The organism is Candidatus Kurthia intestinigallinarum (assembly GCF_003991225.1).
Taxonomy (GTDB): Bacteria; Bacillota; Bacilli; order Bacillales_A; family Planococcaceae; genus Kurthia; species Kurthia populi.
This window is the reverse complement of the sequence record NZ_JTFC01000001.1, coordinates 23,267-44,229: the sequence shown is the minus strand read 5'-3', so window position 1 is coordinate 44,229 and position 20,963 is coordinate 23,267. Positions and strand designations below refer to the sequence as shown.

The 20,963-nt window shown below is 41.0% G+C and carries 15 protein-coding genes and 2 tRNA genes; 3 read left to right on the top strand and 14 right to left on the bottom strand.

From position 1 onward, the window contains the following. Positions 1–32 precede the first annotated feature (32 nt). Positions 33–1,394, bottom strand: coding sequence for a putrescine aminotransferase (locus tag QI30_RS00225; protein ID WP_126988959.1), 1,362 nt, complete (start codon positions 1,392–1,394; stop codon positions 33–35). A gap of 16 nt (positions 1,395–1,410) precedes the next feature. After that, complete coding sequence (nhaC, locus tag QI30_RS00220) at positions 1,411–2,880, bottom strand: Na+/H+ antiporter NhaC (RefSeq protein WP_126988968.1); 1,470 nt, start codon at positions 2,878–2,880, stop codon at positions 1,411–1,413. 329 nt (positions 2,881–3,209) lie between these two features. Here nhaC and QI30_RS00215 point away from each other — a divergent pair, with 329 nt between their 5' ends. Beyond that, positions 3,210–4,592, top strand: a complete 1,383-nt coding sequence (locus QI30_RS00215; protein WP_126988958.1) for a PLP-dependent aminotransferase family protein — start codon at positions 3,210–3,212, stop codon at positions 4,590–4,592. A 44-nt stretch (positions 4,593–4,636) separates the two neighbouring features. On the opposite strand, the gene hslO is transcribed toward QI30_RS00215, so the two are convergent. The 4 genes from hslO to tilS all read right to left on the bottom strand — a co-directional run bounded on the left by hslO (position 4,637) and on the right by tilS (position 10,021). After that, the gene (gene hslO, locus QI30_RS00210; RefSeq protein ID WP_126988957.1) at positions 4,637–5,533 is read right to left on the bottom strand and encodes an Hsp33 family molecular chaperone HslO; all 897 of its coding nucleotides are present in this window, start codon (positions 5,531–5,533) and stop codon (positions 4,637–4,639) included. Positions 5,534–5,673: 140 nt separating this feature from the next. Next, positions 5,674–7,713, bottom strand: coding sequence for an ATP-dependent zinc metalloprotease FtsH (gene ftsH, locus QI30_RS00205; RefSeq protein WP_126988956.1), 2,040 nt, complete (start codon positions 7,711–7,713; stop codon positions 5,674–5,676). 333 nt (positions 7,714–8,046) lie between these two features. Further along, positions 8,047–8,589: a hypoxanthine phosphoribosyltransferase gene (gene hpt, locus QI30_RS00200; protein ID WP_126988955.1), complete on the bottom strand. Its 543-nt coding sequence runs from the start codon at positions 8,587–8,589 to the stop codon at positions 8,047–8,049. A 25-nt stretch (positions 8,590–8,614) separates the two neighbouring features. After that, positions 8,615–10,021, bottom strand: coding sequence for a tRNA lysidine(34) synthetase TilS (gene tilS, locus QI30_RS00195; protein WP_126988954.1), 1,407 nt, complete (start codon positions 10,019–10,021; stop codon positions 8,615–8,617). Between the two features lie 217 nt (positions 10,022–10,238). Here tilS and QI30_RS00190 point away from each other — a divergent pair. Continuing rightward, a tRNA-Met gene (locus QI30_RS00190) sits at positions 10,239–10,315 on the top strand. 5 nt (positions 10,316–10,320) lie between these two features. Further along, positions 10,321–10,392, top strand: a tRNA-Glu gene (locus QI30_RS00185). Between the two features lie 791 nt (positions 10,393–11,183). Here the strand turns inward: QI30_RS00185 and QI30_RS00180 are convergent. The 8 genes from QI30_RS00180 to QI30_RS00145 all read right to left on the bottom strand — a co-directional run bounded on the left by QI30_RS00180 (position 11,184) and on the right by QI30_RS00145 (position 20,955). Then, complete coding sequence (locus QI30_RS00180; protein ID WP_126988953.1) at positions 11,184–11,630, bottom strand: S1 domain-containing RNA-binding protein; 447 nt, start codon at positions 11,628–11,630, stop codon at positions 11,184–11,186. A 122-nt stretch (positions 11,631–11,752) separates the two neighbouring features. Next, positions 11,753–12,163, bottom strand: coding sequence for an FtsB family cell division protein (locus QI30_RS00175; RefSeq protein WP_126988952.1), 411 nt, complete (start codon positions 12,161–12,163; stop codon positions 11,753–11,755). 234 nt (positions 12,164–12,397) lie between these two features. Further along, entirely contained in the window at positions 12,398–12,688 is a 291-nt protein-coding gene (locus QI30_RS00170; protein ID WP_126988951.1) for an RNA-binding S4 domain-containing protein, read from the bottom strand. Between the two features lie 5 nt (positions 12,689–12,693). Next, positions 12,694–14,148 carry a nucleoside triphosphate pyrophosphohydrolase gene (gene mazG / locus QI30_RS00165; protein ID WP_126988950.1) on the bottom strand — a complete coding sequence of 485 codons (1,455 nt, stop codon included), beginning with the start codon at positions 14,146–14,148 and terminating at the stop codon, positions 12,694–12,696. Positions 14,149–14,167: 19 nt separating this feature from the next. After that, positions 14,168–15,769: a putative polysaccharide biosynthesis protein gene (locus QI30_RS00160; RefSeq protein ID WP_126988949.1), complete on the bottom strand. Its 1,602-nt coding sequence runs from the start codon at positions 15,767–15,769 to the stop codon at positions 14,168–14,170. Between the two features lie 231 nt (positions 15,770–16,000). Beyond that, positions 16,001–19,519 (bottom strand): transcription-repair coupling factor, encoded by a 3,519-nt coding sequence (gene mfd, locus QI30_RS00155; protein ID WP_126988948.1) that lies wholly within the window; start codon positions 19,517–19,519, stop codon positions 16,001–16,003. Between the two features lie 82 nt (positions 19,520–19,601). After that, positions 19,602–20,165 (bottom strand): aminoacyl-tRNA hydrolase, encoded by a 564-nt coding sequence (gene pth / locus QI30_RS00150; RefSeq protein WP_126988947.1) that lies wholly within the window; start codon positions 20,163–20,165, stop codon positions 19,602–19,604. 157 nt (positions 20,166–20,322) lie between these two features. Next, positions 20,323–20,955: a 50S ribosomal protein L25/general stress protein Ctc gene (locus QI30_RS00145; RefSeq protein ID WP_126988946.1), complete on the bottom strand. Its 633-nt coding sequence runs from the start codon at positions 20,953–20,955 to the stop codon at positions 20,323–20,325. Positions 20,956–20,963: the final 8 nt, after the last annotated feature.

Genomic DNA, 20,963 nt, shown 5'->3' with positions numbered 1-20,963 from the left:
CCATTTTTGTCATCCCCTTTTCATATGATTTGTTATTTTACTAACGCTTCGTCAAACTTCTCTGCTAATACTTTTTTAAATGTCCCAATTACTTGGTCTGCCTCTTCATATGAAATGGTTAGTGGTGGCTCAATACGAATTGTTTTCGAGTTGATTAATGTACCTGCTACAAGCACGCCCTCATCGAACATTCCTTTTGATACCTCATAGCCGATTTCATCTGTGTGGAATTCGATACCGATCATTAAGCCGATACCACGAATTTCTAATACTTTATCACCGTGTGCTTCCGCTGCCTCGCGAAGACCTTTTAGCATATATTCACCGACTTCTGCCGCACGTTGTGGTAGCTCGTCCTCGATTAAAACGCTAATTGTCGCAAGTGCTGCTGCACAAGCAAGTGGGTTCCCACCAAATGTAGTCGTATGCATGAATGGATTTTCGAATAATACCGAGAATACTTTTTCATTCCCAACAACCGCACCTGCTGGCATAATACCACCGCCGAATGCTTTTGCTAGCGCTAAAATATCTGGTGTTACGCCGAATAACTCGGATGCGAACATCGCACCTGTACGCCCCATCCCTGTTTGTACTTCATCAAAGATTAATAATGCGCCGAACTCGTCACATAAATCGCGGACACCTTGTAAGTATTCACGCGTTGGGATGATAATACCGCCCTCACCTTGGATTGGCTCTAAAATAACCGCTGCTACGTCATCACCTGTTGCCTGACATGCTTCAAATGTTTTACGCATATAATCTAAATCACCGTATGGTACATGGCGGAATCCTGGAATTAACGGTTGGAATGGCTTACGGAAAATGCCTTTTGCTGTGCTTGATAATGCACCTAAACTTTTACCATGGAAGGCTTTTGTTGCTGCGATAAAAGTTGAGCGCTCTGTATTGTACATTTTCGCAATTTTCAGCGCACACTCTACAGATTCCGTCCCACTATTTGTGAAGAATGAATATTTTAAATCCCCTGGCGTAATTTCTGCTAATACTTTGCCAAGCATACCGCGTAGTGGATCTAATAAATCCTGTGAGTGAAGTGCTTGGTGTTGTAATTGATCTGTTACCGCCTTTAATACTTTCGGGTTACGGTGACCGACATTGTAAATACCGAAGCCGCCTAAGCAATCGATGTATTCTTTACCATTAACATCTTTAAAATGAGAGCCCTCATCTGACCATTCTACTGCGGCAAATTGGTTATCAACTGTTACCGTTTTACGATACTCTAAGAAGCCCGGGTTAATATTTTCGCGGAAGCCTTCAACTGTTTCTTCTGTAATCCATTTTGCATCCTCTGGCGTTAACTCTTTCTTTTCTACTAAGCTTAAAACTTGGTTAATATAATTTGCTACTTGTTGGTTTTTTGTCATGATTACTCTCTCCTTTTTAGTCGAAATCAACTTTATTATTTAAAATGTATGGACGGTGTTGTTCTTCTTCAGGTGGTTCCTCATCGTCGTGTGCATGAATTTCATCATAGGTATCAAGCTTCGCAATTTTAATATCGAAGTAGCCAAAGATGACGGCGATGATTGGGCTAATGATACAAAGAAAAGCGTACGGGGCATATTGGACGGTGGCAACGCCAAGTGTAGCCGCCATAAAAGCACCGCATGTATTCCAAGGTACGAGCGGGGAGGTCATCGTTCCAGCATCCTCGATTGTTCGGGACAATGCCTTTGGGTGTAACCCGCGTTTCTTATACGCTGAAAGATACATGCGACCTGGTAGAAGGATTGAAAGATATTGGTCGCAAGCAATGACATTTGCTGAAATACATGTCACTACCGTCGTAGCAATCAAACTACCTGTCGACTTCGCGAACTTTAGTAAGCTCGTCACGAGCGTTTCCAAAATGCCTGTGCTTTCTAAAATCCCGCCTAAACTCATCGCGAGCATCACGAGACTAATCGTGTACATCATGGCTTCGATACCGCCATTGTTCAGTAAATTGCTGATGATTTCATTGTCTGATTTTTGTGTGTATCCTGATACCATCATCGCGAGCATTTCCTTTATCGAAACACCCTGCACAACCACTGCCATCACAAGTCCTAAAATGGAACCGATTAATAACCCCGGTATCGCTGGCATTTTTAAGCCAATCAATACGAGCACAACGACCGGTACAAGCAATAGCCATGGTGAAATGGTGAATAATGCATCTAAATCGTTTTGTAATGTTGTAATCGTATCGGCGCTTCCACCTTTACTATGCTGTGTCCAGCCTAAAAAGAAGAACAGAATCACCGAAATCACCCAAGCGGGCATCGTCGTAAACATCATATTGCGAATATGGTCGAACAACTCAACACCTGTAATCCCAGGCGACATATTCGTCGTTTCAGATAGAGGGGACATTTTATCACCAAAGTAACAGCCCGAGATAACAGCTCCCGCAACCATCGCTGGGTTGTAACCAAAAACCGTTCCAATACCCATTACCGCAATCCCAATCGTTCCCGCTGCAGTCCAAGCATTCCCAGAGGAAACAGCAACAAGACTACAAATGATAATGGCAAGCGGTAAAAATAAACCTTGTGATAAAAACTCGACCCCGTAATAAATCATCGTCGGTACAATTCCAGCTGCTAACCATGTCGAAATCAATGTTCCTAAAATAATTAGAATAAGCAATGCTTGTAAGGAAAGGGTAATTCCCTTGATAATACCTTGCTCTAATTCCTTCCAAGAAAATCCCAAGTACAATGCAACTAAACTCGCAACGACAGCGCTGATCATGATCGGTATGTGCGGGTCAGCTCCATAAATGAAAATCCCTACAAATAACACGATGACCATGGTGATAATGGGTATTAGAGCAATACCCACTGTTGGCACTCTTTTCTCTCGCATTCCCAAGCGAAGTCCCCTCCTTCAAGCTCCTGTTTATTCAGATTATGATGATCCGTTTAACTGGCTATGTGCATGACGCCTCCTTTTTGGTATGTCCTGATTATTTTTCAGAAAAATAAGAATATGGTATAATGACTCCGAGTCATTTTTAGTGCAAAAAAAATTGAGTTTTCTTTTTACATCACACTATTTCTCGTTCGAACATTTTTACGCTGTAAATAATCTTATTCTTCTAACATTACTGAAATTATGCCGATTTATTCAGCAAAAGAAAAGAACCACTTTTGAAAAAAAATAAGAACCAGTTTTCTTAAAGGGAGTTGTGCCGCATGATTCTTCAAGATAAAAAATATAAATACCAAGTTGTGTACGAACGCATCAAAGAACAAATTTTATCAGGAAACTATCAGCCTCACGAAAAACTATTATCAAAACGTAAAATTTCCGAGCAATTTAATGTCAGTATTAATTCCGTCATTGTCGCACTCGACCAACTAATCGTTGAGGGCTATCTCTATAGCTTAGAACGTAAAGGGTATTTTGTTGAGGACATTACGCATTATAGTCAGGATACGCAAAAGTGGCCGAAACTACCTGAAGAGTTAAAAGAGAAGCCTTATAAACATCGCCATGTCACATCGTTTTCGCATATGGCGACGAATCTTCAGCAATTTCCTTATAACGAATGGGCCAAATGTGAACATAAAGCATTCCACGAATTTCGCGATGAGCTCTCTCATCTTTCTCATCAGCAAGGTCCTTATACAGTACGTCAAACACTTGCGAAACATTTAAATTTCAAACGCGGCGTACGCTGTGAGCCCGAACAAATCATCTTTCATTCCTCTAGCCAAGGTCTAATGAGTCAAGTACTGGCGCTATTTGAACCTGGTACGATTGCGCTCGAAAATCCTGGCTATGCACGCTACCGCACATTAATTGAACAAGAGCAGTGGCAAGTGCACCCTGTACCCATTGATGAGCAGGGCTTTAATGTAGCGCATGTAAAAAGTGATGTAAAGCTGCTGTATACGACGCCTGCGCATCAATTTCCAATGGGCGTCATCATGCCGATTTCACGACGCTTTGAGCTACTGAACTGGCTTAATGTTCCACAGGAGCGTTACATTATCGAGGATGACTATGATAGTGAATACAAGTATGAAACTGCGCATATTCCGTCACTGCAAAGCCTTGATAAAAGCCAGCGCACGATTTATATGGGCACCTTTTCAAAAACATTGTTTCCTGGCATTCGTATTAGTTATATGGTGCTACCTCCAGCATTATTAAAACGCTATAAGGAACACTTTTCTCACCTACTTCCTTCATGTAATACGCTCAATTTATATACACTGCACTATTTTATGAAGGACGGTTACTACCAAAAGCATCTAGCGACGATGGCCCAACATTTTGAGAGCATTCGTAAAAAACTAATTCAAGAGTTGCGACATGTATTCGATGAAAAATTAACAATTGTTGATATACCAGCAGGGCTACATTTCATCATTCATTATGACACCACTACGTCATACGAGGAGATTATCGCAAGAGCTCAGGAGGAAAATGTGGAGCTTTTCACACTCGAGCGATTTCTATTAACGATGCTACCTACAGCCAATCGTTCGTTTATTATTGGGTTTGCGAATCTACAAATGAATGAAATACCAAAAGCGGTACAAAAACTAAAGACTGTTTTAACGGCATAAGAAAAGAGGTCAGGAATCAACTCCTGACCTCTTTTACGTGTCAATTAGCGAGATGCTTTTTGTACGCGAATTTCTTCGATCATACCTGCAAGCTCTTCTTCTGAATATTGATATTTTTCCATACAGAAGTGGCATTGTGCTTCAGCACCATGATCTTCATCAATCATCGCTTGTAGTTCCACTTCACCAACACCGATTAAAGCGTTTGAGAAACGTTCTTTTGAACAATTACATGCGAATGCAACTGGTTTTGTATCTAAAAATTCAACGTTATCTTTACCTAGTACTGCTTCTAAAATTTGTTCTGGCGTATAGCCTTTTTCAATCATTTTAGAAACGGGTTCGATATTTGATAATGCTTGTTCGATTTGTGTAATCGTTTCGTCATCCACACCTGGCATTACTTGAACGATAAAGCCGCCCGCTGCAAGAATCGAATCGTCTGGATTTACAAGTACACCTAAGCCTACTGCTGATGGTGTTTGCTCTGATTTTGTGAAGTAATATGCGAAATCTTCGCCTAGTTCACCTGAAATTAATTCTACTTGGCCTGTGAAATAATCACGTAAGCCTGTATCTTTTACGACAGATAGAGAACCTGTTGTTCCTACTGCGCGACGCACATCTAATTTTCCTTGTGCATTTAAATCAAAGTGTACATGAGGATTCACAGCATAACCGCGTACTTCACCTTTTGCATTAGCATCAACGATAATTCCTCTAATATCGCCATCACCTTGTACTTTAATTGTTAAAAGGTCATCACCTTTTTGCATTGCGCCCATCATGGCAGCAGCTGTCATCGTACGACCTAGTGCTGCTGAAGCTGTTGGCCATGTATCATGGCGACGTTGAGCTTCACCTACTGTGTCTGTTGTACGAACGGCAAATGCACGCACGCTACCACCAAAGCCTAAAGCTCGAACTAAATAATCTGACATGCTAAAATTCCTCTTTTCTATAAATGACTTGCGTAAGTTCTGAAAGAATCATAACATAATTTGTTTTGGTTACAAAAGAAACTGTTTGAAGCAACAAAAAAGCGGCTAAAGTCAATGCCTCAGCCGCCTGTTTGGATTAATTAATCTCGTTCTTCTTGAATACCGTCATTATTTTTTCCAGTAACATTTTCATCAGGTAGATCTTTTTTCGTTGGGTCTGTATTTTTCCCTAAAGATACTTTCTCTTCAGATACTACTTCTCCACCGCGTACATCACCCTCTAAAGCTTCTTCCTTTTCTTTAGCAGAAAGGCCTTCAGAGTTGACTGTATGTGTACTACTATACGTACGTTCTGGTAATTTACCGTATTTTTCAAGGTGTTCGATTTGTTCTGCATCTAATGTTTCTTCCACTAATAGTGTTTGAGCGATTAGTTCTAGCAGTTCGCGTCGTTCAGTTAAGATTTCTTTCGTACGTGCGTATTGTTCTTTTACCATACGTTGCATTTCTTCATCAATTTCTTTTGAAATCGCGTCTGAGAATGCTGCACTTGATTCGCCGCCAAGGAACATGTTCCCGCCGCCGCCTTGTTTGCTCGTATATTGTAATTGACCAATACGATCACTCATACCGTACTCTGTCACCATCGAGCGAATAATGCCCGTTACGCGTTCAAAGTCATTATGAGCGCCTGTAGAAACTTCACCAAATGTGATATCTTCTGCAGCACGACCACCTAGTAAGCCCGCTACTTTATCAAGTAACTCTGGTTTTGTCATGAAGTAACGATCTTCTTTTGGAAGCATTACTGCATAACCGCCCGCTTGGCCACGAGGTACGATTGTTACTTTATGAACTTTTTCCGCTTCATCTAGCGTTAAGCCGACAACAACGTGTCCTGCTTCATGGTACGCTACAATGTTACGTTCTTTTTCAGAAATAACGCGACCTTTTTTCGCAACACCCGCGATTACGCGGTCTGTTGCTTCATCGATATCGCCCATGTCGATTTTTTCCTTATTACTACGTGCCGCAACAAGCGCTGCTTCGTTTAATAAGTTTTCTAAATCTGCACCAGAGAACCCTGGTGTACGTTGAGCGATAGCCTTTAAATCTACCGTTTCATCTAAAGGTTTTTTGCGAGCATGTACTTTAAGTACTGCTTCACGACCTTTAACGTCTGGGCGACCGACAGTAATTTGACGGTCAAAACGTCCTGGACGAAGTAATGCAGGGTCTAAAATGTCTGGGCGGTTTGTTGCAGCGACGATAATAATACCTTCGTTTGCACCGAAACCATCCATTTCAACAAGTAATTGGTTTAATGTTTGCTCACGTTCATCGTGACCACCACCAACACCTGCACCACGTTGGCGACCAACTGCATCAATTTCATCAATGAAGATGATACATGGTGCATTCTTTTTCGCGTTCTCGAATAAATCACGAACACGACTTGCACCAACACCGACGAACATCTCTACGAAATCAGAACCTGAGATCGAGAAGAATGGTACGCCAGCCTCACCCGCAACTGCACGAGCAAGTAATGTTTTACCAGTACCCGGAGGCCCTACTAATAGGATACCTTTCGGGATACGAGCTCCGATTTTCTCGAATTTCGTATGGTCTTTTAAGAAATCAACCACTTCAACAAGCTCTTGTTTTTCTTCATCCGCACCAGCAACATCTGTGAAACGAACCTTTTTCTTCTGATCGTCATACAGTTTTGCTTTGCTTTTACCAAAGCTCATCATGCGATTACCGCCGCCTTGAGATTGGTTCATTAAGAAGAAGAACAGAATTAAAATGATCACGAATGGGATAATGCCCGTAAAGAATTGAACGAAGCCGTTCGTTTCTGGGGCTTGTTTGAAGTCAAACGCGTTATCTTTCGCAGCAGCTCGAATATCATTCATAAGCTCTTGGTCATCACGAGGGATGTTTGCTACGAAGCTTTCGCCTTTATCATATCCTTCTAACTTACCTTTAACGACATACACTAGATTATCGGGCTGAATATCAGCTTCGGTAATTTTACCGTTCTCTAATGCTGTCACAAAATCGTGATATGATAATTCTTTCGTTGGTTTGTTTGCACTATTGAATGTGCCAAAAATCCCAACAATAACAAGGAAAATTAATAAATAAAGTATGGTGTATCGAAATATTCGATTCATCCCTAGCCTCCTCACAAGGTAAACAGAAAAACTTTATTGAACCTTTTTCCTACGAACAATGCCTACGTAATCCTACCTGTATAAATTACGCTATCATTTCTATTAGTAGACAATCCCCGTAGCTCAAACGGTTGTTGGTATACTCAGCTGTAAGTCCAATCGGGTTTTTTCAATACAGATAATCCCGATTCTCCTATACAACTAAAGTTGGGAATACTTTCAACTTTACAATAAATCTTATCATATGCAATTTTCGGCGTACAATAAAAAGCACTAAAAATGACGAACTTTCAAATGATTGTTCGCCATAAATTTCTCACAAGCAATTAAGACTTAAAATGAGTAAACAGATTTTTTTAATACACCGATGTAAGGAAGATTACGATAACGTTCTGCATAGTCTAAACCATAGCCAACTACGAATGCATCTGGAACGTCAAATCCAACGTAATCTGCTTTTAAATCTACTTTACGGCCTGTTGGTTTATCTAATAAAGTAACGATTTTGATTGATTTCGCTTTACGGTGTTTAAATAGCTCTACTAAGTAGCTAAGTGTTAACCCACTATCGATGATATCTTCGATAATAACAATGTCGCGACCTTCAACGCTTGTGTTTAAATCTTTTAAGATTTTTACTTCACCTGAAGATACCGTTGCGTTACCGTAGCTAGAAACATCCATAAAATCGATTTCTACATATGTGTCAATACGTTTCATTAAATCTGTCATGAAAGGCATTGCACCTTTTAAAACACCAATTAATAACGGGAATTTATCTTGGTATTCTTCTGTTAATTGAGCACCTAGTTGACCAATTTTCTCCTGAAGTTGTTCCTCTGAAAGTAGTACTTCTTCAATATCTTTTTGAAGCATTGTAAGTTCCTCCTTGATTGTCCTTCTAGACATTATAAGTTGTCGGCGCAATCATAACAGCGACATCATCCGTCGCACGTCGCGTTTTTGAAAACGATGTACTCATTCGTAAGCCAATGACAGCGAGTATGTCTCCATGCTCGTTCACGAGTAGTGGCCATGTTTCCCTTGCGGTATCTGGTATTTTGGCATCAATAAAGATGCGCGATACCTTTTTTGTGCCGCTCATGCCAAGAGGCCGCATTCGGTCCCCGTCCTTTTTCGTACGAATTTGGAGTAATTGCCCCAAATCCGAACGATTCGCATAATAGGTCTGTGCATTTTCGACAAACAAATCATTTGAAATAAGTCGTACACACACGCGCATTTGGTTGGGAACTGTCAGCCATTCGTTTAGCTGTATATTTGCCGAAAAGGCTTCAGCTTGCGTTTTGACCGCCATTTCGATAACAAACTTATCGTAATTGCGACGTATCTGATACCCTTCTGGTAATGTAAGTAATTCATTTCCTACATTAGACTTAGCGATGTCGAGTACACGATTCAAAAGCGTATAACTTTGTATAATCGTCCTATCTTTGTAAAGATATTTTAATAGTAGTTGAATGATTCTCCTTTGTAAAGCTACTGGCTGTAGTTGAAATCGTTTTACATCAACATCTATTAAATTATTTTCACGTAGTATGACAATCTCATCGTAAACTTGCTGCGCCATCATTTGAAAATAAGCCTCATCTTGCTGACGCTGCTCTGTAAATACGCGCACTGCCTCTGCAATATTAGGATTTTCAGCACGTAATAATGGTACGACATGATGACGTAGACGATTGCGTACATACTCATCACTATTATTTGTAGAATCTTCCCGGTAGACGAGCTGATGCTTCGCTGCATAGTTCTCTATTTGCTGACGCGTTGAGGATAGAAATGGACGCACAAGTTCTGCGTTTCCTAACGCACGTCGAACCGGCATCCCTTGCGTACCTTGTTGCAGCCCTTTTGCTAACGCCATGATGACATTTTCAATTTGATCATCTGCATGGTGAGCGAGCGATAGTGTCGCAAAATGCTCTTTGTGCATCACTTCTTCAAAAAAGCGATAGCGCTCGCGTCGTGCAATCGCTTCAACATTTCCTTGCTCTTTTGCTACTAATGCCGGAATCGGAATCGCTTTTAGAAAAAGCTGAATACCGCGCGCCTCACAGTAAGCTTCGACAAACGCTGCATCCTCATCTGATTCTTTGCCACGTAGCATATGATTCACATGAACTGCTGCAACAGAAGTTAAATTTAAGCGCTGTTTTTGTGCTACAAGATAATCAAGTAATACCATTGAATCAATACCACCTGAACAAGCAACGAGGACATTCGTTTGTGCTTTATATAATTGACATTGTTTAATAAAGTCATACGCTTGTTTTTCAAGTTCCAAATGATTTCACCTCGCTATTAGTTTAGCATCGATTAGAAATTCATTCGCTACTTCCCTTTAATTAAACGCTGCAATAGGTTCTAAAGTCGCTCGTTACTTTCGTATTACCCTAATATTTGTAAGAACAAGCACCCGATGAAAAAAATTTATTATTTCTCCGAAAAAAATGTTGACGTCTCAAGCGTTGTCTTGTAATATTAATTTTGTTGTTGCAAATGGCGGCCTAGCTCAGCTGGCTAGAGCGTCCGGTTCATACCCGGGAGGTCGGGGGTTCGATCCCCTCGGCCGCCACCAATAACGGCCCCTTGGTCAAGCGGTTAAGACACCGCCCTTTCACGGCGGTAACACGGGTTCGAATCCCGTAGGGGTCATACTAAAGAAGCACTTACTTGATAAGTGCTTCTTTTTTTATGCCGTTTTCACGATATGATTTTAAAATTTTAATCCATACGGCAGCAATCAACATAACGACTAACAGATACCAAAAAATAGTCAATGACCTTAGAAAGCGTCTTTTAGATACGACATATAATTAAATATGTGTCATCTATAGTCGAATACGTCTAGTTATTGGCTAATCATTTGCTTGAAATGAACAGCATCATAAATAATTACGCATTTTTTGGCGATAATTACGATGAATTTATACAAACTTGAAACAATAACGGGATTATACAATCCCCTTTTTCGTATTTTTGAGCCTATTTTGATTCTCTGACGGACTATTTTTGCAGCAATTATTTTTTAAGCGACGTTGACTTGACGCATTTTGTACCTTTTTAAATAAATGACATGTATTCTGTTCATCAAAGATTTTTTACATAAAAAACACCCGTTAGAGCGCGAAAATAGCCCCGTTTTTTTGATTTCTGTCTCTATTACACTAAGTGTAGTTCTTAAAAATCATAATGATTTGATAAAAAATTAGTAAATAAAAATTTTCATTGACAAGATATGCAAAAAAATTAAAAATACCTTATTTTTTCATGAAGAAATAGTCTTTAGATGACACTTATTTTTAATTATGTCGTAGCCAAAACCCGCTTCTTGAGGTCATAAGCGATTTCATCTAGATTATTTGAAATGGCTCATAAAAAAGAGACTAGCAAAAATGCTAGTCTCTTGCTCAACTCATGCAATAGCTGAGCTGTATTCCAACGTATTAGCCTCGGCGAGCGCCGCGACCTCCGCGTTTTGATTCAGTTGCACGTTTTAATGTTGCTAAACGTTCGTCACTATCTTTAATGAAGCGCGCCATTTTTTGTTCAAAGTTCTCTTGTGGTTGACGAGTTTCGTGACGACCGCCTCCACGATTGTTGTTACGTGGGCGATGCGGACGATCTTGACGTTGTGGACGATCTTGACGTTCTGATTCTGGTTTGGCTTTACGAATAGAAAGACCAATTTTACCGTCAGCTTCTACGTTCATTACTTTCACTTCAACTACGTCACCAACTTTTAAGTGATCGTTGATATCTTTTACATAGTTATCAGCAACTTCACTAATATGCACAAGACCTGTTGATTTGTCCGGAAGTTCTACGAACGCTCCGAAATTTGTAATACCTGTTACTTTACCTTGTACTTTGCTTCCTACTTCGATTGACATAAAAAAAATGCTCCTCCTTAAAATTTAAGCGACTCGTAAGTCAGTCAATAAAATCGATTGCGCGTATTTTTTCGCGCTACTACCTACTTATTATAACTAACAAAAGAACAGTGTCAACAACACTAATTTGACGACTCATCATTTTTTTGTTTCTTTTCATCTTTCTTTGGAAGAGTGAATAGAACCTCACCTTTTTCAGATAAAAATAGCTTTTCCCTTGCTAGCTGGGCAATATAGTCATCATCGTTCAGTTGTTTAATTTCTACTTCAAGGTCTTTTTTTAATTCTTTTTGGTCTTTTAACTCCTGAGTTAAAGCTTGACTTTGTTTTTGTTTTTCTTCTAGTACTTGGCGTTGTTCATGATACGTAAACGCCAATCCACCAATGATAAGGAAAAAGACGCCAAACATAAGCATAAGGCGATTGCGGGCAACTTTACGCTGTCTTTTTTTATAATTAATTTTGCGCTGTTGTTGCTGGTTAAACTCCGGGTGCAATTGTGTCGTTTTGTTTTGAGGATTGCTTTTCGCCATATGTACTCCCTCTCTTTCGCACTCATTATATCGGAATTTTAAACGATTTTTAAGTAGCATCCTTAAAATTTCTATATTCAGGAAATAACACTTAGTCGAATGGCAAACATTAGACCTGTTTCTTATAAAAAAATAGTAAATTTTCCAGAAAAAATGTTTTTCTGCATCATTGTAATTTTTCCCGATTTCTAAAAAAATAAACCCGGTTACCTAAAATGGCAACCAGGCTTATAATTAATCTTCGTCATCAATAAATTGAAGTTCCACTTTTTCTAGCTTCTCTTCACTTAAAACTGTATACATCAAATGAGCTTCATCTTTACGTACGACATCTTTTAACATTTCAATGCGAGCTGTAACGATTTTTTGACCAAAACGAATAGCGAGCACATCGCCAGCTTTTACTTTCGTACTTGGTTTCGCTACTTTGTCATTGATGGTAATACGTCCTTGCTCTGAAACCTCTTTCGCTAATGTACGACGTTTAATTAAACGTGATACTTTTAAAAATTTATCTAAACGCATCGTATCTATCCTTTCGCTTCCGCCCAAAATTGCAGTAACTCATCGACTGAAAAATCTTTCCACTCTTTGCCGCTCTCTTTTACGCGTGCTTCCATTTTACCGAAGCGTTTCGCATATTTCACATTGGCATGTAGCATAGCTTCTTCTGCAGAAATTTTATAATGACGTCCTAAGTTTACAAAGGCAATTAAGGCGTTACTGTATTGATCCATTTTGTTTTCGTTATTCGCTAAAGCAGCATCTTTGAAATCAGATAACTCTTCTTCAAAGTTCCACCAGTATTGTTCATCTTCAGGCCATTCAAAGCCTAATTTAGCAGCGCGACGTTGGTAATTGTAAGCGGTTTGTAATGAAGACATCGCACGGTATTCACCGTCCATAATTGGTGCATCATCTGCTCCTGCTGCTTCATGCTCTTCTTTTTTGATTTTTTCCCAGTTTGCATTAATGTCCTCAACACTATTTACAACCGTATCACCAAAGACATGTGGATGGCGACGCATCATTTTTTCAGCGGCCCCTGCTAATAGGTCCTCTAAGTTGAAGAAACCAGCATCTTCACCGATTTGCGCTTGCATGAAGACAAGCATCAGCATATCACCAAATTCCTCAATCATATGCTCATCATCTTGCTCATCAATCGCTTGAAGTGCTTCATGCATTTCTTCAAGCATATAGCGTTTCATCGTCTCATGCGTTTGTGCTTTATCCCACTCACAACCATTTGGACCGCGCATCGTTGACATAATGTCACGGAATGTTGACCATTCGCGTAGCGCATCCTCACGCTTCGTTACAGGCGGCACATATACAGTCGTTAGATTACTAATTTCTGCGACGTGGTCTAGCTCGTAAAGAGGTACAGTAATAACTGACTCCTGTTTTGAACCAGCCGCTGTCACAATCGTTACGGGATATTCTGCATGGTATTTATCCATTAATGTTAATTTCACTTCTGAGGCGCTAAATTGATCGTACACTTGCGCGATTAGTAAATGATTGTTCATATTGACATGGTGAATCGAGAATGTTGCACCATCAACAAGCTGGAAGCCATCGATTGGATCAATTTTCAATGTTGCAAATACGGCATCTAAAAAGCTTTGACCGCCTTCGATTTTCAACTTCACATTGCCTTGTTTTTCTTCTTCAATTAATAGCTCCACAGTCATTTCAGCTACAAGTGGGTGTCCTGGCACTGCATAGATTACATCATCATGTTCCGCATAGCCTTTTAATGTGTCGACGATTTCTTGATAGACGGGTAAAAACTCGCCATGTTTTTCATAAATAAGGTCAAAACTTTCGAACGTTACGCCCTCCTCTTTTAATTCGTCCAACACGGGATGGTCTTCCGTACGAACATAAATTTTCGGAGCATTTTTTAACGTTTTATAAACACCCATTGGCAGTTGTTCAAAATCACCTGCGCCAAGCCCAATTACTGTAATTTGATGCATAATAAGTTCACCTGTTTCTTTATTTTTTAACGCGATTTACATAAAGCTGGAATGCGGCCACTCGTCGTCCTAATGGAAGAACCGACCAATCCTCGACTGACAGCACCTCTCGTTTTGCACAAACGGTAAGAAATGCGATTGCTCCTACACAGACTGCTGTAAGTGCCGTAATCGTGGCGGTCATTCTAAATGACACATTATAAGTGGCGCACATGAATGTGATGCCGAAAATCCAAATTTCAACTGCAAACGCCATCGCCAATGTAGCCAACAGCACGCCACGTGTAAATGTGGGTGAAACGAGCGAGATAGGATACACTTTTTTGATAAAGCGAATAAGTAGTAGTGCAGTGAAAGCTAGACCGGCATTACTTGCAAGTGCAGCGCCTGCAATACCAAACCATTGGATAAAGACATCATTACATAAAAGTTTAACGATTAAACCGCCAATGAGCAATAGCGAAGGGTGTTTTGTATAGCCAAGTCCTTGTAAAACCGCCATCATCGGCATAATAATCGACAGCCAAACAATTTGTAGCACGAATAACGACAACACCCCTGATAGCGCATTTGTTTTAAACATCATCGCATTCATATAAGGCATAACAAGCATTAATCCAGCCGTTGCTGCAACACCAACGAGCATCGACACACTAAAGGTAAGACGCATATAATTCGCCGCCTCCGCCTTTTGATGACGCTTCATCGCCGTCGTAATCAGTGGCACAATCGCCATCGATAAGGACGAGGCAAGCACAAGACCAACTTGTACAAGCGGCTGCCCGCGGTCGTATATCCCCTTCTCCGCCATCGCTTCGTTGATGGCCATTCCTTTATCTACTAATGTCTCAAAAATTGTAAAGGAATCGACAAGCTGAAATAAAATAAGCAATAAGCTACTCAAGCTAATGCCGATACTATAAATCGTTAAGCGTTTCATTAGATGCCACTGGCGCGCGCGTGAAATGGTCGTACGCTTCCATGAAATATGCGCTTTTTTACGTAGCAATACGTACAGCACTAAAACCCCTGCAACCTCACCAACTACCGTCCCAATCGTTGCAACCTCGCCTGCGATATAAAGGGATGCGCCGGCACGCATGACAAGCCATGTACCAACTAAAATAATCGCGACGCGTACAAGCTGCTCAGCGACCTGTGACTTAGCGACAACATGTAAATCCCCTGTCGCCTGCGCATGACCTTTATAAAGCGCTAAAAATGGAATGGTGAGCGCAATGTAACTACCAACTTTAAGTAGTGGTGCAAGGCCGCTATCACCCATCATCGATGCAAAAAATGATGACAGACTATATAAACCAATAAATAATACGAGCGCGAGTGCTACTAAATAGCGTAGCATGACACGCATCAATTCATCCCAGGATTCGTTCGACTCCGTTAGCACACGAGAAATCGCAATCGCGAGTCCACTTGCCGTCCATGTCATAAATACGGCGACGAACGGATATACTTGCTGATAAATATAAAATCCTTCGTCTCCTACTAAGTTTTGGAAAGGGATGCGATATACCATGCTGAGTACTTTCACAAACAGCATCGCAAGCGTCAGTACCATGACGCCCTTCGCATAGTCCTTCATTCCATTGCTCTTAGACATCCGGCAACCTCTTTTCGTTTAAAATTTCTACGTCAGTATAGCATATAATCAATGTTTTAGGCTTGTGGCCGATAGGTAAGAAGAAGGGGGGCTGGATTCGCCTGTATCTTCTTCATCCAGATGGCACACGTGAATTACTAAGTGAAGAAATCGATACCGCAACGAGTGATTTAATAAAGTAATTAAATACTAGACGTTAAAAAAAGAGGTCGGATGCACCCGACCTCTTTTTTATGCTTCTTTTAATGCATCTGGTAAGCTAAGTACTAATTTTTCAAGTACATCAAATGGCAGCTCACCACTTACTTTACGCTCATCAATTGTGAGCGCCAATTTATTTTCTTCAAATGAGAAGCCGACTGCACGGCCAAACTGCATCGAGTCTGAAACGATTTTAGCGCCGTCAACCATACCAGAGCCCGTTTCTGAAAACTGGATGCGTACGATTTTGTTTTTCTCTTTAATCGACTCAACGCCCACCTTCATCGCAGACGCACGAATTAACGCGATATGCATTAGACGTTCAGTTTCAGCTGGCATATCACCGAATCGGTCCGTCATTTCATCGATCAATTCGTCATACATTTCCTGTCCATCAATCGCTTTAATGCGCTTATACATCTGGATTTTTTGGAAGCCATCCGGGATATATTCATCTGGAATATATGCATCATATGGCAGCATGATTTCTGGGTCTGGTAGACGCGGTTTAGTATCTTCTCCTTTTGCGGCACGACGCTCATTCACCGCTTCTTCAAGCATTTGTGAATACAAGTCGAAGCCGACAGAATCAATAAAGCCATGTTGCTGTGCACCGAGTAGGTTACCCGCACCACGAATCGATAAATCACGCATCGCAATTTTAAAGCCTGAGCCAAGCTCTGTAAACTCTTTAATCGCTTGTAGACGTTGTTCTGATACTTCGGTTAACACTTTGTCTCGTTGGTACATAAAGTACGCATAGGCGACACGATTTGAACGCCCTACACGTCCACGCAACTGATACAGTTGTGAGAGGCCCATATGGTCAGCATTGTTGACGATTAACGTATTGGCGTTTGGCATATCGACACCGGTTTCAATAATCGTTGTCGTCACAAGAACATCATATTCACCCTCAAGGAAACCGTAAATCATTGATTCAAGTTCAGATTCAGTCATCTTACCATGCGCATGCCCAATGCGTGCTTCTGGTACAAGCATCTGGATTTTTTCTACCTCACGTGCCATATCCTCGACACGATTGTGTAAGTAGAATACCTGACCACCACGTGACATTTCACGCTCAATCGCCTCGCGCACAAGCGCTCCGTTGTATTCCATGACATATGTCTGTACTGGGAAGCGGTTTGCGGGCGGTGTTTCAATAACCGATAAATCACGTACCCCAACCATCGACATATGCAGTGTCCGTGGAATCGGTGTCGCCGTTAATGTCAGCACATCCACATTCGCACGTAATGTTTTAATTTTTTCCTTATGTGTCACACCAAAGCGCTGTTCTTCATCGACAATCAGTAAGCCTAAGTCATTGTAAATAACATCCTTCGATAATAAACGATGTGTGCCGACCACAATATCAATCGTGCCGTCTTTTAAGCCTTTAATCGTTTCATTTTGCTGCTTACGCGTACGGAAACGACTTAGCATACCGACATTAACGGCCTCTTCTTGGAATCGCTCCTGAAGCGTCTCAAAATGTTGCTGTGCTAAAATCGTCGTTGGCACAAGGAAGGCCACTTGCTTGCCATCTAAAATCGCCTTATATGCTGCACGGATTGCTACCTCCGTTTTACCGTAACCAACATCGCCGCACACAAGTCGGTCCATCGGGCGTTCACGTTCCATATCCGCCTTCACTTCACGAATCGTCCGCAGTTGATCGTCCGTTTCCTCATACGGGAAATTCATTTCGAATGAACGGATTTCATCGCCATCAGGAGAGAAAGCATAGCCGCGCTCCGCCTCACGTTTGGCATAGAGCTTAATTAAATCATCCGCAATGTCCTGCACCGCAGAAGATACTTTTCGCTTCGTTTTTTGCCACTCTGCGCCGCCTAATTTATGCACTTTCGGGGTTTTATCCTCTGAAGCCACATATTTTTGAATTAAATCAATTTGGTCAACCGGTACGAATAATTTATCATCACCGCGGTACATAATATTCAAATAATCCTTATGTTTGCCGCCTACCTCAAGCGTTTCAATACCGATGTATTTACCAATCCCGTGATGCACGTGGACAATATAGTCACCCGGCTTAATTTCACTATAACTTTTAATACGCTCGGCATTGGTCATTTTTTGAGGGCGTGTTTTTTTCTTCGGCTTCTGCTTAAATAGCTCTTCTTCCGTTACGACCGCAATACGCTGTAACGGTAGCTCAAACCCCGCCGATAAATTGCCAGCCATCGCATAAACACCAGGTCCTTGGGGCGCCCCTAGCTGCACATGAATATTATATTCATCAAACATCGATTGAATAACTGGCAAACGTTCCTCGTCTTCAGTCATAAATAGCACTGTGAAGGCACTATTTAACCAGCGCTCCATTTCATTTTGTAACATCGCCATTTGACCGTGGAAATGTTGCATCGGTTTACATGAAAAGGCCTCGGTTTGTTGGAATCGAACGCCGGCAAAACTACGTGCAAATAACGCAAAGTAAACGGATTGTTGCGATAGATTTGCCATAATCTCTTTTAAATTAAACGATGGCTTTACCGCGTGAACCATTTTGCCCGCTTCAATTAACGATAAGAACCATTCCTGCTCCTCATTTTCCCATGCCTCCATTACTTCTTGCACGCGACCAAGCTCGTCATAAATAACAACGCCATCTTTCGCAAAATAGTCACCTAAAAATGCCGGCTTATCATAAAGTAATGAGCCAAAACGATTCGTGTAATCTGGCAACTCTGCTTGCTGTAATAAATCAATATCCGCTTGAATGTTTTCGTAGAGTAATGTTTTAATGTCATCCGACTGCACCTGCTTCAAGCTATCCGCTAGTGCCTTCTCAAGTCGTGCTGCCAATTGCTGACGTTGTACTTTTGTTAACACAAACTCCGTAGCAGGTAATATCATCATGTGTTCTAGCTTATCAATCGAGCGCTGGTCATCTGCTGAAAACGTACGAATCGAATCAATTTCTGTATCGAAAAACTCCACACGTATTGGCGTTTCCATATACGGAGGATACACGTCTAAAATGCCACCACGCAGCGCAAATTCGCCAGGAGATGTCACCATTTTACCGCGGCTGTAGCCCATCACAACGAGCTGTTCGAGCACCGCATTTATATCGACGTCCTCACCAACAACTAATGGCACACGTAGTTTTTTCCATTCCTCTTTAGGTTGCATCATCTTACGCATACCAGCGATTGGAATAATGTACACACCACGTGCATCATGAATTAAATGATCGAGTGTTTCGATACGTGCCGCACGTAACTCCGGACTCGCTACGGTCATATCTGCAGCGATAAATTCATCCGCAGGATAATAATGCACAACGTCATCCCCTAATAATTTTGCGAGGTCGTCATACATTTTTTGTCCTTGTAATAAGTTTGGTGCCATAATATAAATCGGTTTATTTAATGCTTTAAAAATTGTGTCGATAAAGGCAGGTCTTGCACTTCCTGATAACCCTGTTACGAGCACATTGCTTAAACCTTGCTCAAGCTGCTCGATAAAATGGCTAACATGCTGATCCTGCATAAGTAGCTTGCGTAAAGCTTCCATTCGTGTTCCTCCCGTTTTTGCTATATATAAAAGGCTTTGACCTCACATTCGGCCAAAGCTCATTCCTTATTCGCTGAATCCATTATTTTTGATTAAACTTGTTCATTACTTCTGCAAATGGTTTTTCTGTGAAGAAAGCACAGGCATCCGCCGCCTTGTCGAATGCTTTTTCCATATCAGGCCATTCTTCTTTAGAAAAACGCGATAATACGTAATCCGGTACTTTCATGCCTTGTGGCGGACGACTAATGCCGATGCGCACACGGTTGAAGTTTTGTGTACCTAAATGCTGAATCAATGATTTAATACCATTATGGCCACCAGCACTACCTTTTTGGCGTAAGCGAAGGGTGCCTTTATCAATATCCATATCATCGTAAATAACGACAATGTCTTCGATATCGATATCATAATAATCCATTAATGGGCGCACTGCTTCACCAGATAAGTTCATATACGTTAATGGTTTCATTAACACAACCTTACCTTCTGGGCGGTGAGCCATTCCAAAAACAGCGTTAAATTTCGTTTGGTTCATATCGATGCCCCATTTATCTGCTAATACATCGATTGTATCGAACCCAACATTGTGATGTGTATGTTCATATTGCTTCCCTGGATTTCCAAGGCCAATAAATAATTTCATATGTGAAACCTCTTCCTTTTCAGTTGCTAATCATCCTTTATTTTAACATATGTTGTATGAAATAGCCGAGGAGACTCACTATCGCAAAAATAAAGGCGGGCATCACGCCAACTGCGCAATCCCCGCCTTTTTTATTTATAAGCTTTTCAATTCTAGCTTATTCTTCTTTAGCCTCTTCATCAACCGTACCGTTATCTGCAACTGGTTCAGTTGTTTCAAGATCTGCCTCAAGCTCAGCCTCAGATACTGGTGCTGATACTGTTACTAATACAACGTCATCCTCATCGACAATTGTAAAGTCTACTTTGTCGCGGATGTCGCCAACTGTTAACGTATCACCAATTGCTAATTCTGTAATATCGACTTCGATATTTTCAGGAATATCAGATGGTTTCACCGTTAATTTCAGCTCACGATTTGGTTGTTGTAATACGCCGCCTTCTTTAACGCCGACAGATGTACCTGTTGCAACAACTGGCACCTCAACCTCAAGTTCTTGACGCATGCTTACTGCTAAGAAGTCTAAGTGAATTAATTTACCTTTAAGTGGCTCTTTTTGTACTTCTTTTAATACGGCATTCACCTTTTTGCCATCTACATCTAACGATAAGATTGCATTACGGCCCTCCGTACGAATTGTTTTTTCCAATTCTTTTTCGTTTACTGCGATTGGGGTAGACTCTGTTTTAAAGCCGTACACGATTGCTGGCACGTACCCCGTCTTACGCAATTCTGTTTTTACTGAACGCTTATGCGCTTCTCGAGCTTTTGCTTTGATTGATGTACTCATAAAAAAAT

Coding starts and splice junctions, on each gene's coding strand:
- QI30_RS00225 (WP_126988959.1), bottom strand. CDS start 1,394: ATGACAAAAAACCAACAAGTAGCAAATTATATTAACCAAGTTTTAAGC.
- nhaC (WP_126988968.1), bottom strand. CDS start 2,880: ATGCGAGAGAAAAGAGTGCCAACAGTGGGTATTGCTCTAATACCCATT.
- QI30_RS00215 (WP_126988958.1), top strand. CDS start 3,210: ATGATTCTTCAAGATAAAAAATATAAATACCAAGTTGTGTACGAACGC.
- hslO (WP_126988957.1), bottom strand. CDS start 5,533: ATGTCAGATTATTTAGTTCGAGCTTTAGGCTTTGGTGGTAGCGTGCGT.
- ftsH (WP_126988956.1), bottom strand. CDS start 7,713: ATGAATCGAATATTTCGATACACCATACTTTATTTATTAATTTTCCTT.
- hpt (WP_126988955.1), bottom strand. CDS start 8,589: ATGCTTCAAAAAGATATTGAAGAAGTACTACTTTCAGAGGAACAACTT.
- QI30_RS00180 (WP_126988953.1), bottom strand. CDS start 11,630: ATGTCAATCGAAGTAGGAAGCAAAGTACAAGGTAAAGTAACAGGTATT.
- QI30_RS00175 (WP_126988952.1), bottom strand. CDS start 12,163: ATGGCGAAAAGCAATCCTCAAAACAAAACGACACAATTGCACCCGGAG.
- QI30_RS00170 (WP_126988951.1), bottom strand. CDS start 12,688: ATGCGTTTAGATAAATTTTTAAAAGTATCACGTTTAATTAAACGTCGT.
- mazG (WP_126988950.1), bottom strand. CDS start 14,148: ATGCATCAAATTACAGTAATTGGGCTTGGCGCAGGTGATTTTGAACAA.
- QI30_RS00160 (WP_126988949.1), bottom strand. CDS start 15,769: ATGTCTAAGAGCAATGGAATGAAGGACTATGCGAAGGGCGTCATGGTA.
- mfd (WP_126988948.1), bottom strand. CDS start 19,519: ATGGAAGCTTTACGCAAGCTACTTATGCAGGATCAGCATGTTAGCCAT.
- pth (WP_126988947.1), bottom strand. CDS start 20,165: ATGAAATTATTTATTGGCCTTGGAAATCCAGGGAAGCAATATGAACAT.
- QI30_RS00145 (WP_126988946.1), bottom strand. CDS start 20,955: ATGAGTACATCAATCAAAGCAAAAGCTCGAGAAGCGCATAAGCGTTCA.